Source organism: Undibacterium sp. Ji42W, assembly GCF_049340405.1.
GTDB lineage: Bacteria > Pseudomonadota > Gammaproteobacteria > Burkholderiales > Burkholderiaceae_D > Undibacterium.
This window is the reverse complement of sequence record NZ_JBMPOV010000002.1, coordinates 620,676-633,262: the sequence shown is the minus strand read 5'-3', so window position 1 is coordinate 633,262 and position 12,587 is coordinate 620,676. Positions and strand designations below refer to the sequence as shown.

Genomic DNA, 12,587 nt, shown 5'->3' with positions numbered 1-12,587 from the left:
CAGGCACATGAGTGCACTTTGACAGTAACTTTTGTAAGCAAAATATACTGGGCACTGCATGCAATGCTGGTAAATAGGCCTCAGACAAATTAAGCTGTTAGCAACATTCAGGAGACATTCATGATCATGACCATCATCTTGCTTTTGTTCGCTGCCCTCTTGCTGTATGTCTCCACCAGGCCGGATCATTTTCGTATCGAGCGGTCTCTCGCATTCCAGGCCAGGCCTGAACAGATTTTTCCCCTGATTAATGATTTTCACGAATGGGAAGCCTGGTCTCCCTGGGAAAAAGCTGATCCGGCTGTACAGCGCACCTATAGCGGTGCTGCGCAGGGGCAGGGAGCGGTTTATGCGTGGAAGGGAAACAAAGACCTGGGCGAAGGCAAGATGGAAATTTTGGAAACCCGGCCTCATGATTACCTGCGCCTGCAAATCAATTTCTATAAGCCATTTGCTGCGCAAAACACTATCGAGTTCCACCTTGAAGAAAAAGATGGCAGCACGGTCGTCAGCCATGCCATGTTTGGCCCTTGCAATTTCATGTCCAAACTCATGAGTCTGTTTTTCAGCATGGATAAAATGGTGGGTGGCAAATTTGATGAGGGCTTGCATAGCCTCAAAAGTATCGTCGAGAAGACCTGAACGGGCTTGCTGCACGACCAGAACAACTGAAAGGACAGCATATGCCAAGACAGCGAAAATTCTATACCTGGTTATGCCAGCATAGTCTTGCCAGTTTTTTGTTGCTGACCCTGAGCTTCGTGGTATTCGGCAAGCTGTCTTTCGACATCGTCCACCTGTTCAGTGCCAATGCTGAATATCTGCTCGACAATGGCTGGATAGGCCTGGTCGAAGGTGGTTTGCAACAATTGCTTGAACTTATATTGTCAGCCTGTGCTGCCATGGCTGCCTACATACTGTTCAAACTCTGTGAACAGGCTTTGCTGGAACGCCTGCGTCACCGGCATGACTGACGCAGCAATACAGAACTGAGCAATATAGAGCTGAGCAAAACAGATTTGAGCAAGACAGAACTGAGCAAGAACTATCATGCGGCATCGCTGGAGGCTGGTTATTCTGCAGTCTGTCAGGGAGAAATCATTGAGTGAATCCAATTACCAAGAGCGCATGCTGCGTGTGTTGCAGTACATCGATACCCATCTGGATGAAGACTTGTCGGTGGAGCGTTTAAGTGCAGTCGCGGCTTTCTCAAAATTTCATTTCCACCGGCAGTTTTCTGAATATTTTGGTCTGGCGGCATTTCGTTATGTGCAGCTATTGAGACTTAAAAAGGCCATGTATGAACTGGCCTTTCGCAGCCATAAACAGGTGATCCATATCGCGCTGGATAATGGCTATGAAAGCAGTGAAGCTTTTTCCCGTGCTTTTAAAAAAAGCCTGGGATTGAGCCCTGCGCAATTCAGGAAACAGCCTCGGTGGGACAACTGGCAAGACAGCAATTCAACCTTGATCCAATTGAGAGAACAGCATATGCCCATGACTTATCAACACAGCGATGTACGCATCGTCAGCTTCCCTGAAACCCGTATCGCCGTGCTAGAACACCGCGGCGCGCCCGGCTTGCTGCCCAACAGCATCCAGCGCTTCATTGCGTGGCGCAAGCTCAACAAACTGCCACCCAGCGTCAGCGCGACTTTTAATCTTATCTATGATGATCCTGAGCAAACACCCGCTGCCGATTTTCGCTTTGACCTCGCAGCGGCAGTCACTGCGCCAGTAGCACAGAATGAGCACGGTATCATCGACAAGACTATCCCCGCTGGCGAATGTGCGGTCATAAGGCATACCGGCAGTGATGCTGAACTGGGAAATGTCGTGCGCTTTTTATATAACAGCTGGCTGCCACAAAGCGAGCGCAATTTGCGCGACTTTCCCCTGTTCTTCCAACGCATCAGCTTCTTCCCTGACGTGCCTGAACACCTGATGGTGACGGACATCTTCCTGCCCTTGCAGAAATAGGTTTACAGATCAAGCACCAGTTCACTGGCTTGCGCGCGTGAGACACAGATGCAGATGAGGTCTTTTTGCTCTGCTTCTGTCAACACTGCATCCCTGTGCAGTGCTTGTCCACCCAGCAGTTTCACGGCGCAAGTGCCACAATTGCCGGTTTCGCATTCAGCTTGCGCCTCTACACCATGGGCGCGCACTGCTTGCAGAATCGTCTGGTCAGCGCGGACATGGATGACTTTTTTACTGCGTGCCAGCTCCACCCGTATCTCTTCGTCATGGGTTGATTTTTGTACCGCAAATCTTTCATAGCGTACTCTTTGCGGGTCTATATCCAAAGCTGCTGCTGCACTCAGCGCAGCAGCGATCATGCTGGCTGGGCCGCAAATATAAAACAGGCTGTCCTGACCTGCGTCTTCCATGACGTTGTGTATATCCATGCGCTGCTGCTGATCTGCCGCATACAGATGCAAAGAGGCACCCAGTTGCATTTGCAACTCTGCGCGATAAGTCATCGCATTGAGCGTGCGGCCTGCATAGTGCACAGTGTATGGCCGCCCCTGCGCTGACAACTGTGTCGCCATGGGTTTGATGGCGGTGATACCTATGCCCCCGGCGATCAGCACGGCGGGGCCCGCATGCGCGTGCAGGGCAAAGTCATTACGTGGCAAATCACAACGCAGCTGCATGCCCAGCACATAAAGATCGTGCACTGCCATTGAACCACCACGGCCTTCTGGTTCAGCCAGCACGGCAATTTCATAACAGTCAGTTTGCCCGCCAGCCGAGCTGATGGAGTACTGTCGTGTGGCCGCATGCCCATCTGACAGCAAGACGGGTACTCGCAAATGTGCACCCGCGCTCACTGCAGGCAAGTCCTTGCCTGCAGGGTCACGCAATTCATAAGCGCGTATGCGCGGGCTGAGTTGGCGCACGCCTGTAATGCGCAACTCCAGTGGGCCATGACCAAGGCTGGTGGGTTTTGCCGGTGCAGTCTTTTGTGTTAACTGTTCTTCCAGTTGTTGTTTCTCGGCCAGCAGCTTCGCCAGCATGCCCTGCACTTCCTTTTCGCTAAACCTGGGCGTGATATGTTGCGGGCAATTCCACTCGACGGCTTCCACCGTGATGATAACAGCACGCTCGACACGGGCGCGGTAGCCAGGCATTTCCAGCCTGGCGATCAGGCGTACATCATCCTCTTCATGAACGATTTTGGCATGACCCCATATCTTCATGCGGCGGCGGCGGGCATAGTCCATGAGTATCAAGGATACCCTGTCGCTGGCAAACAGATTGCCTACGCTCAGGTATTGCGCATTACCAGAAAAATCTGCATAAGCGATGGTCTTGTTGTCGAGGATTTTAAGAAAACCGGCTGGGCCGCCACGGTGCTGCACATAGGGCCAGCCGTTTTCTGAAATCGTCGCCTGGTAAAAGCTGTCACGGGCAGCGATAAATTCCATGTCCTGCGCCAGCAGGGAATCGCGTTTTTCTTCCACCAGTTCAAAACCGCGATTGGCTTCGCGGCTGCCATACAGGCTTTGTGCGGCTTTGACGCTGGGGGTAAAACTGATATCGGCAAATGCGCGTGACATGATGGTTTCCTCGCTGTGATGGCTAAGGTGACAGGATTTTTCAGGTTTTACAGGCTGACTTTAGGGAAGTCGATTTCCAGGCGAGTGGCCTTGCCGAGGATATTCGTCAGGATATTCATGCCCACATGGGTGATGACTTCGATAATGTCGGCATCGCTGTATCCTTGGTCGCGCATGTCCAGAATGTCTGTCGTGCTCACTTCACCTGCATGTTCGACCAGCGAGCGGGCAAATTTCACGGCGACGGCAGCTTTTGCGTCCTGGCTGCTGCCCGCACGGTTGGCAGCCATCTCTTCGTTGTTCAAGCCAGTGCCACGGCCTATAGCGGTGTGTGCAGAGACGCAGTATTCACAGGAATTTTTTTGCGCTACTGCGAGGGCAATACGCTCGCGGGTTTGCAGGTCCAGGCTGCCTTCGCCGGCGATGCCATGCAAGCCCAGGAATGCGCGCAGGGCAGCAGGGGAATTGGCAAAGGCTTTCAAAAAATTTGGCACCATGCCCAGTTTTGTTTGTATTGCTTCCAGCAGGGCCAGTTGTTCAGCATTGGCAGTTTCTTTGGTGACGAGATTGATGCGGCTCATGATATTTCCATTCAATAGAGGTTGAAGTGAGGGTATTGATATGCAAATGCATGAACCACAGTTTGTACGTTTCACGAAAATATAGGAATAACCTAAATCCTGAATTCATTATTCCAATAAGTGGAATAATTTAAAGTTTGCGATCTTCCCGCAGAGAAATGCAGGAACTATTTCAACTAAGATATGTCTGTATTTGCGCCCAATTGCTTGTATTTCATGGCAATTAGTCAATTTGCTATAAATCAATTTGCTATCAATCTATTAGCAAATCATGCGCTTGCCCTAAGAATTTAATGTGGAGTGTACTTTGTTTAAAATCCTTGCTCTTCCGCTGGCCCTGGCTAGTGTTGTTTCCTCTGCGTATGCTGACGAAGGTCAGTGGCAACCTTACCAGTTGCCACAACTGAAATCTGAACTGAAGCGCATAGGCATCAATGTGCCTGCAGAAAAACTGGCGGATTTGCAAAAGCACCCGATGTCAGCGATGGTGTCGCTCGGCGGTTGCTCGGCTTCTTTTGTATCGAACACTGGCCTGGTGGTCACCAATCATCATTGTGCATATGGTGCCGTACAAAGAAATTCGACAGCAGAAAAAAATTATATTGCCAATGGTTTCCTGGCCAAGACACTGGCAGATGAATTACCCGCAGGCCCCGACTCGCGCATGTACATCACTGAAAAAGTAGAGAATGTCACTGAGCAGATCAATAAGGGTTTGACTGCCGCCATGTCTGGCCGCGTCAGGGCTGAGCATGTGGAAAACCGTATGAAGGCGCTGATTGCCGAATGTGAGCAAGACAAGGCTTACCGTTGCTCGGTACCGAGCTTCCATCGCGGTCTTGAGTATTACCGCATACGCCAGATCATGATACGTGACGTGCGCCTGGTGTATGCACCTTCAGACAAGATAGGCAATTTTGGTGGTGAAGTCGATAATTTTGAATGGCCGCGTCATACCGGCGACTATGCCTTCCTGCGTGCGTATGTAGGCAAAAATGGCCGCCCTGCTGATCTTTCTGTCGAGAACGTGCCGTATCAGTCAAAAGACTTTCTCGTCGTATCTGCCCAGGGCCTCAAGAATGGCGACCCTATCTTGCTGGCGGGTTATCCGGGCCGTACCAGCCGCTACAAACTGCCAGCAGAAATACGCTTTGCCCGTGATGTCAGTTACCCCGCCAAAGTGACAGAATCCAAAGCAGACCTGGCCGTGATTGCCGCTGCGACCTCTGGCAATGCAGGTGCAGAAGTGCGCTACGCCAGCGTCGTCAAAGGTATCAACAATGGTTTGAAAAAAACTGAGGGTTTGCTGGAAGGCTTTGCCCGCAAGGACATCGCTGCCATCAAGGATGGGCAAGATGCAGAATTCCGCCGCTGGTATGCCCAGCATGGCAGCAACAAGGATTTGTTGAAGGAACTTGATGCCGTCATCGCCGCTGACATGACCATGTCGGACGAAGAATTTGCCTGGAATGTTGCCAGCACCAGTGAAATGCTGAAGAGTGCACGCACCCTGTATCGTCTCGCGGTGGAAAGCACAAAACCGGATGCAGAGCGCCAGCCCGGTTACCAGCAGCGCGACATGAATATCATCGCTGGTAAACTCAGCCGACTGGAACAATCTTATCTGCAAAATGTGGATCAGGCCAGGTTCACTGCTGCGCTGCAAAGATATAGTAAATTGCCAGCTGCATCCCATCCAAAAGGTCTGGATGTATTGTTGCCTACACCGGAGAGTGTCGCCAGCCTGTATCAGCAAAGCGGCCTGGGTGAAACCTCCAAACGCCTGGCCTGGATGGGCAAGGACCGCAAGGCTTTCGAACAATCCGACGATGCTTTCGTACGCCTGGCCGTGAAGCTGCACGACACTGCCATGTCACTCGAAGACCGCCGCAAAGAGCTCGATGGCAATCTGGAACGGGTGATTCCACAATACATGCAAGCCGTCATAGAATGGAAAAAATCCCAGGGCAAGCCAGTCTATCCAGATGCGAATTCCACCTTGCGCGTGACCTATGGCACGGTAGCACCTTATTCACCGCGTGATGGCGTCATCAAGGGCCCGTTCACGACAGTCGAAGGCATAGTAGAAAAACACACGGGTAAAGCACCTTTCAACATGCAGGAAAATTTATTGACTGCCGTGAAGGAAAAACGCTACGGCGTGTACAAGGACAATGTCGTGCAAACCGTGCCTGTCAATTTCCTGTCCAGTGCTGATACGACGGGTGGCAATTCTGGTTCTGCTGTCTTGAATAAAAATGGTGAACTGGTGGGTTTGAATTTTGATTCGACCTATGAATCGATTACCAAAGACTGGTACTTCGACACCGCCATCACCCGCGCCATCCATGTCGATATACGCTATATGTTATGGGTCATGAAAGAAGTTGATCATGCCGATAATCTGTTGAAGGAAATGACGATCAAGTATCCGGCGAAGTAAGCAATGAGTTGCGATTTTTCAAAAAGATAAATTCGCGATTTAACTAAAAAGAGCCCAAAGCTGACTTTCAGCTTTGGGCTTTTCCACAAATAAAGTCAACTATCTTGTTTTCTATAAGTTGCTAAGAGAGCATATTTCCCAATGTGATATATATTCTGGAATACATTTATTTTAAGAATTATCGAGATGATAAACCTTGAACAATATAGAGAAGAATTTTTTGCCAGCATGGATCAAAATCTTTCGTTCCTGGAGATGCACGGCTACGTGTACAAGGGAGTTACGTTTGAATACTCTAATGCACTTGGTTCCCATCTGGCAGGCGCGTACAAAAATGTTTCTGCAAATCGGTTTTTGGAAATTTTGTTCTTCCCTCCTGGATTGGGAATTCGTGAATCTGCAGTCGCCCGAATTGGGCTAGTGAGTCCAGAGGCTTTAGATTCATTTGATTATATGAGCACAGGACACTTAAAAATACGCGGCTCTAATTTCTGTGATTTAAATGGCAGTTTTTCTGAGCGGTTGCTCGTATACTTGGTTGGAATTTCTGCTACTTTAAACAACGAGTATCTGGATGTTCTCAAAGGTGAAAGATGGGAGAGTGATCAATTTGATTGGCAAGATCTTAAGTAGAGATCTTCTATCATTTTCCAATGGTGTTTTTTTCTCAGGGTTTCCTTGGTGTCTGCTCAAAATGCCTGCTACTGTCCGCTGTGCTTAACCAGGACAGTTTATTCTCGCAATAAATATCCATGCGCGGTGCCAGGCTTTCATGTTGATTGACTGTGCCCAGATACAGCATGCTCAAGCCTGCATAGGTTTCCGGATTGGAGTTGTACAGGGGTGTGCCGCAGTCAGTGCAGAAATGGCGTTGGGTACGCGATGTGACGGTATAGCTTTTCAGCAGTTCCTGACCCTTTGTGAATACCAGCTCAGCTTCCTTGACCACGACATAAGATGATAATGCTGCGCCCGTCATGCGGCGGCACAAGCCGCAATGGCAGGCCACGATTTGCAATGCAGGCGCGGGGTAGTGATAGGCAATTTTTCCGCAACTGCATTGACCGCTGATTGTTTGCATAGTGTCTCCGTTATATTGCTAGTCAAAACTCAGGCACCTTCCCATTCCAGGCCTTTGCCACCACCCCACATAACAGGAGCGACGTAGCTGTCAGCCCATGCTTCGACTTGTCCGGCTGGCATGGGGCGGGCGACGCCGTAACCCTGTGCCAGTTCGCAGCCCAGGCGCATGAGGGCGACGCCATGTTCGGCACTTTCCACGCCTTCTGCGATCACGCCACGGTTGAAGGCGCGTGCCAGGCCGATGACGGCGCTGATAACGGCCAGGTCGTCCTTGTCTTCCAGCATATCACGGACAAAGCTCTGGTCGATTTTCAGGGTATCGGCGGGCAGGCGTTTCAAATACGATAGTGAAGAATAGCCAGTACCAAAATCATCAAGTGCAAAGCTGACGCCGATTTGCTGGCAGGCCAGCATGACTTCGCGCACATGCTGTATGTCCTTGATGGCGGCAGATTCGAGTATCTCTATTTCCAGACGTTCAGGGGCGACATCAGGGTAGGCTGCCAGCACGGCACGCAAGCGCTCGACAAAGTCCTTGCACTGGAAATGGCGGGCCGCGATATTCACACTGATAACCCAATCTACATGCACATGCGTCCATATACGCAATTGTTCCATGGCCTGTTGCAAGACAAAGTCACCAACATCGATAATCAGGTCAGTATGCTCTATCAGCGGCAAGAAATTCAGCGGGCCAACGATACCCTGCTCGGGATGTTGCCAGCGCAACAGCGCCTCCATACCGATGATGCGGCCCTGGCGCATATTCACCTTGGGCTGGAAATACAAACGCATCTCGCCCTGCTGCAGGGCCTGGCGCACACGGGCGCGCTGGTTGTGATGGGTGCGCAATTGCTGATCTTGCTCGGCGTCGAATAAATGGAATTGATTGCGGCCATTCAGCTTGGCCTGGTACATGGCCTGGTCGGCACAACGCAGCAGGGTGTCGGCATTGACATCATCGCGCGGATAAATTGCCACCCCTATGCTGGCTGACAGGCTGATACTTTGCTGTTCTATTTCATAGGTTTGCGCCAGTTCTGCCAGCAATAGTGCGAGGTTCAATTCCACACCGGCGATGTCGCGCTGGTTTTGCAACAGCACGACAAATTCATCACCACCCAGGCGTGCTACATGGTGCTCGCTACCTGCATTGTCTTCGAGGCGGCGTGCGACCTGCTGCAATAATTTGTTGGCAAATTCCTGCCCATGGCTTTCATTGATAGCCTGGAAGTGATCAAGGTCGAGCAGACAAACCGCCAGCCAGGTTTCCTGGTCATGGGCAGTTTGTATCGCTGTGCTGAATCGTTCTGCCAGCGCCGCACGGTTCTCCAGACCGGTCAGGATATCGTGCCCTGCCTGCCAGCTCAGTTGTTGCATCAATTGGCGTTTTTCACTGACATCGCGGAACACCAGCACACAGCCTGTGACCGTGCCATCTCTTTGCCTGATCGGCGCTGCCGTGTAATCAACTTCAAACTGTTGACCGCTACGTGCGGTCAATAATTGATTATTCGCTTGCAGGATTTCGCTGCTCTGGCAAATATGCTGCAAAAATTCTCTCAGCTTGTCGCGCTGCTGGACATCGCTTAAAGCAAACACATCGGCCAGCTCATGCGCCTGTGCTTCCTTGCGGCTCCATCCACAAATTTGCTGCGCTACCTTGTTGAGCATCAGTATGCGTCCATTGACATCGGTACTGATGACGGCATCACCGATAGATGCCAGGGTGGTTTCCACTCTTTCATTAGCTGCTGCCAGCGTGGCCTGTGCCTGGTTGCGTTCACTGATGTCGATCAGGGCACCTATGCTTCCTGTGGCTTCGCCATCGACATTGGTGAAACTGGCCTGGTAATAAATCACATCCAGAACCTGTCCGGCAGCCTGTATCTGGATTTCCCTGACCAGCTTGCCATGTTCATTTTGCAGGGATGGTGTGGCATCATTGCCCAGTGCCAGCACAGGCATGGGGCGGCCAACGACATCGGCAGCATTCAGGGCAAACAACTCTTCCCAGGCACGGTTGATGCGCTGGCAGATGCCGCGCTGGTCTTGAAAGAAGATAGGAATAGGCAGAGCGTGCAGTAACTGCCAGGTGAAATGCAATTGCTCGCTATTGGCCCGCTGGCTGCGTTGCAAGGTCATCAGCAGGGTCTGCACTTCATTGGCCATGCCGTTGAAGGTGGTCGCCAGCGCACGCGCTTCTGCGGTGCCAGTGACGGACATGCGTATTGAATGCTGGCCTTTCTTGAATTTGTCCGTAGCATCTGCCAGCCTGCGCAGGGTTTTGACATTCGAGCGCAGGATCAGGCCCAGCAAAAAATAAATGGTGAAAATAATCAGCAGTGAGATCTTGGCCTGACTCATGACTTTTTGCCAGATATGGGTATTTTCGCTGGCGATGCTGGTTTCCAGACTCAGTGTGCCGATGCCGCCATTTGCAAGCTGGATCTGCCTGGCCGTGTTCTCGGCATGCAGTGATAACAAACGGTTAAACCAGGCAGGTGAGCTGGCAGCTGGGGTAATCTGGTCCTGACCCTGAATCTTTCCCTGTATCTGCCCTTGCCTATATTGCCAGGTGATACGCCACAGTACCGGGCTGGCTTCAACTTCTTGTATCAGGAGCTGCTGTATGGCATCAGTATCACGGCGTTCTGACAGGCTGCTCAATGCAGGGATGAGGAAGTGGGCACTATGTCTGAGTTCGGTCGCTATCCTTTGCCTGGCATCGGCGACTTCGCTGTTGATCATCAGGTAGTAGCGCAGGGCGCTGACGGCGATGATCAGGAAAAAAAGGGGCAGGAATAAACGGGTATACACTCCTCGCTGTTGCCATCGCTGTAAAAATTTTTGTAATGTTTGCACAAATTCAACAAATTTCAGTGAAGTAAACCAGTTTGATTGAGGAGGCTTGCAGAAAGCTAATTGTGAGTAATTGTAACCTGAAGATTAATATTGCCGTATTGAAAAAAATTAATACATGGTAAATATGTGTTGCCGCTTTTTTGTGCAGGCCCTGCGAGACTGTCATCATCGAATATAATGTGCCCTCCCCTATGATCCTGCAGTTTGGAGTGCACTCATCATGAAACTCTACCGTTACCTGACTGGCCCCGACGACAAGATTTTTTGCCTGCGCGTCAGCGCCGCCCTGAACCAGGGCTGGACCTTGTATGGCGGGCCTACGCTGAGTTTTAATGGTCAGCAAACCATCGCCGGGCAAGCCATCATCAAGGAAGTCGAAGGTGAATTCTCACAAGACCTGGACTTGTCCAGCCTCTAGGCCCGGTCCAGCGCAGACTTATACGCCACAGCAATGAATCAAAAACATGAGAATTTTCCGACTGCCCTGGAAGCCTTCTTCCTGATCATTTTCCTGCTTGGGGCTGAGGTATTGATGAACATGCTGGTACACGACAGCATGTTCATCACAGGTGTCAGCATGGATGAAGTCGATGGTGTCATCATGGTATTGGCAAATGCCGTATTGTTTACGGCGGTGTTGCATTACAAGGGCATGAGCTACAGAGAGCTATTCCATTCCTCCGCAGCGGTCACGCCTGTCCGTCTCTGCCTGATCATGGTGCCGGTCATGCTACTGATACCGGGGCTGGAATTATCATTGAGTTTCATCGGCGGCGCGTTGGAAGAATGGCAACCTGTGCCTGCCGGCCAGCAAAGAATATTTGATGAGATGATGAGCAATGGTGTGCATTCCATCATCATTGCCTGCCTGGTTGCGCCTGTGCTGGAAGAGATGCTGTTCCGCGGCCTGGTCTTGCGCAGTTTTTTGCAACAATATTCGCGCAAGCTGGCTTTTCTGGCTTCGGCGTTACTGTTTGGCTTGGCCCACTTGAATATCTATCAATTCCTGTGTGCTTCGGTGCTGGGACTGGTTTGTGCCTGGCTATATGATAAAACGCGCTCCTTGTGGCCGGGCATCGCTTTGCATGCAGGTTCGAATGGCGTCGCGCTCTATGCCTACAGATGGACAGCGGCGCGAGGTATCAGCGGCAGTTGGCATCCATCGACAGCGCTTTGTATTACTGCCCTGGTATCCACCAGCATAGGTATTTACCTGTTGCGGCGCATGCTGGTGGTAAAAGACCTGGGCTAGAGCTTGCTACAAATACAGAAGCCATTCCGGCTTCTGTACAGGATTAGCAAAATCAGCAAGATCAACAAAATCAGTAGTAAAAACTACCAATCAGGCCGAAGTGGTTGCCGCTGAATTTTTGTTTGCCATAAGTCGTTTCAAACTCTTCCTTGACGGCGCGGACTTTGACTGACCATTGCGGGTTGAACAGATACTCTGCTTCCAGTATCGCACCGTTGGAATTATTAAAACTACGGTTGTATTGCGAACCAGCGCCGCTGCCGCTGAGTTTGACGTTCCTGTTAAAACGCGCACCTGCGCCTACGCGCCATTGCTCATTGATATGGTAGTAGCCGAGTAATTCGACAGGGATGCGGGAAAAAGTCGCATCGCCATTACTTGCTTCAGGCGTGAAGCGGGCGTGGTAGCCAATATTGGCCTGACCGGAGAAATACTGGTTGAAACGATAATCTGCACCAGCAGACAAAATCAGGCCAGTACCAGCCGAGACGTTAGAACGTGTGCCATCGGTGTAGCTGACGGTCGTGATCGTATCGCCACCAGCACTCAAGCCCATGCTCAGGGCGAGGCGCAATGGTTTTTGGTCAGCTTGGGCGCAAGCGATCATAGGCAGGCTGACTGCACAGGCGAGCAGAATTTTTTTCATAAATATTAGTAATTTGAATAAGAAGAAACTCCTTGCAAGCTGCCAGCATGCTTTTCACAACACACGAATGTGAAAGTTGTACTGCCAGATTGAACGAGGGGCGCAAGTATAGTAGCAAGCGTGAGGACAAGACAAGCCCTGATTGTTGCTCAGG

12 protein-coding genes are annotated in these 12,587 nt (G+C 50.9%); 7 read left to right on the top strand and 5 right to left on the bottom strand.

The genetic code is table 11. From position 1 onward, the window contains the following. The first annotated feature begins 120 nt into the window (after positions 1-120). From ACO0LG_RS06090 to ACO0LG_RS06080, 3 genes are all read left to right on the top strand, one after another. Positions 121-642 carry an SRPBCC family protein gene (locus tag ACO0LG_RS06090; RefSeq protein WP_423024328.1) on the top strand — a complete coding sequence of 174 codons (522 nt, stop codon included), beginning with the start codon at positions 121-123 and terminating at the stop codon, positions 640-642. A gap of 41 nt (positions 643-683) precedes the next feature. After that, complete coding sequence (locus tag ACO0LG_RS06085) at positions 684-974, top strand: hypothetical protein (RefSeq protein ID WP_423024326.1); 291 nt, start codon at positions 684-686, stop codon at positions 972-974. 76 nt (positions 975-1,050) lie between these two features. Next, positions 1,051-1,980: an AraC family transcriptional regulator gene (locus ACO0LG_RS06080; protein ID WP_423024324.1), complete on the top strand. Its 930-nt coding sequence runs from the start codon at positions 1,051-1,053 to the stop codon at positions 1,978-1,980. A gap of 2 nt (positions 1,981-1,982) precedes the next feature. On the opposite strand, the gene ACO0LG_RS06075 is transcribed toward ACO0LG_RS06080, so the two are convergent. Both ACO0LG_RS06075 and ACO0LG_RS06070 read right to left on the bottom strand, forming a co-directional pair. Next, the gene (locus ACO0LG_RS06075) at positions 1,983-3,563 is read right to left on the bottom strand and encodes a 2Fe-2S iron-sulfur cluster-binding protein (protein WP_423024322.1); all 1,581 of its coding nucleotides are present in this window, start codon (positions 3,561-3,563) and stop codon (positions 1,983-1,985) included. Between the two features lie 47 nt (positions 3,564-3,610). Then, entirely contained in the window at positions 3,611-4,144 is a 534-nt protein-coding gene (locus tag ACO0LG_RS06070) for a carboxymuconolactone decarboxylase family protein (protein WP_423024320.1), read from the bottom strand. A gap of 307 nt (positions 4,145-4,451) precedes the next feature. On the opposite strand from ACO0LG_RS06070, the gene ACO0LG_RS06065 reads away from it, so the two are divergent. Continuing rightward, positions 4,452-6,587 carry a S46 family peptidase gene (locus ACO0LG_RS06065; protein ID WP_423024318.1) on the top strand — a complete coding sequence of 712 codons (2,136 nt, stop codon included), beginning with the start codon at positions 4,452-4,454 and terminating at the stop codon, positions 6,585-6,587. Between the two features lie 186 nt (positions 6,588-6,773). After that, positions 6,774-7,220: a hypothetical protein gene (locus tag ACO0LG_RS06060; protein WP_423024316.1), complete on the top strand. Its 447-nt coding sequence runs from the start codon at positions 6,774-6,776 to the stop codon at positions 7,218-7,220. 34 nt (positions 7,221-7,254) lie between these two features. Here the strand turns inward: ACO0LG_RS06060 and ACO0LG_RS06055 are convergent, their stop codons facing one another. Both ACO0LG_RS06055 and ACO0LG_RS06050 read right to left on the bottom strand, forming a co-directional pair. Beyond that, positions 7,255-7,668, bottom strand: a complete 414-nt coding sequence (locus ACO0LG_RS06055) for a GFA family protein (RefSeq protein WP_423024314.1) — start codon at positions 7,666-7,668, stop codon at positions 7,255-7,257. A gap of 29 nt (positions 7,669-7,697) precedes the next feature. Continuing rightward, positions 7,698-10,490, bottom strand: coding sequence for an EAL domain-containing protein (locus ACO0LG_RS06050; RefSeq protein ID WP_423024312.1), 2,793 nt, complete (start codon positions 10,488-10,490; stop codon positions 7,698-7,700). A 265-nt stretch (positions 10,491-10,755) separates the two neighbouring features. On the opposite strand from ACO0LG_RS06050, the gene ACO0LG_RS06045 reads away from it, so the two are divergent. Together ACO0LG_RS06045 and ACO0LG_RS06040 are read left to right on the top strand one after the other, a co-directional pair. Then, on the top strand, positions 10,756-10,953 hold the full coding sequence (locus tag ACO0LG_RS06045; protein WP_423024310.1) for a DUF1737 domain-containing protein: 198 nt from the start codon (positions 10,756-10,758) through the stop codon (positions 10,951-10,953). Between the two features lie 33 nt (positions 10,954-10,986). Next, entirely contained in the window at positions 10,987-11,787 is an 801-nt protein-coding gene (locus ACO0LG_RS06040) for a lysostaphin resistance A-like protein (RefSeq protein ID WP_423024308.1), read from the top strand. A 70-nt stretch (positions 11,788-11,857) separates the two neighbouring features. Here ACO0LG_RS06040 and ACO0LG_RS06035 read toward each other — a convergent pair whose 3' ends face one another. Further along, on the bottom strand, positions 11,858-12,433 hold the full coding sequence (locus tag ACO0LG_RS06035; protein ID WP_423024306.1) for an outer membrane beta-barrel protein: 576 nt from the start codon (positions 12,431-12,433) through the stop codon (positions 11,858-11,860). Positions 12,434-12,587: the final 154 nt, after the last annotated feature.

Bases quoted from the DNA above. Each gene is read 5' to 3' on its own strand.
- ACO0LG_RS06090 (WP_423024328.1), top strand. From the start codon at position 121: ATGATCATGACCATCATCTTGCTTTTGTTCGCTGCCCTCTTGCTGTAT.
- ACO0LG_RS06080 (WP_423024324.1), top strand. From the start codon at position 1,051: ATGCGGCATCGCTGGAGGCTGGTTATTCTGCAGTCTGTCAGGGAGAAA.
- ACO0LG_RS06035 (WP_423024306.1), bottom strand. From the start codon at position 12,433: ATGAAAAAAATTCTGCTCGCCTGTGCAGTCAGCCTGCCTATGATCGCT.
- ACO0LG_RS06085 (WP_423024326.1), top strand. From the start codon at position 684: ATGCCAAGACAGCGAAAATTCTATACCTGGTTATGCCAGCATAGTCTT.
- ACO0LG_RS06070 (WP_423024320.1), bottom strand. From the start codon at position 4,144: ATGAGCCGCATCAATCTCGTCACCAAAGAAACTGCCAATGCTGAACAA.
- ACO0LG_RS06045 (WP_423024310.1), top strand. From the start codon at position 10,756: ATGAAACTCTACCGTTACCTGACTGGCCCCGACGACAAGATTTTTTGC.
- ACO0LG_RS06075 (WP_423024322.1), bottom strand. From the start codon at position 3,563: ATGTCACGCGCATTTGCCGATATCAGTTTTACCCCCAGCGTCAAAGCC.
- ACO0LG_RS06040 (WP_423024308.1), top strand. From the start codon at position 10,987: ATGAATCAAAAACATGAGAATTTTCCGACTGCCCTGGAAGCCTTCTTC.
- ACO0LG_RS06060 (WP_423024316.1), top strand. From the start codon at position 6,774: ATGATAAACCTTGAACAATATAGAGAAGAATTTTTTGCCAGCATGGAT.
- ACO0LG_RS06055 (WP_423024314.1), bottom strand. From the start codon at position 7,668: ATGCAAACAATCAGCGGTCAATGCAGTTGCGGAAAAATTGCCTATCAC.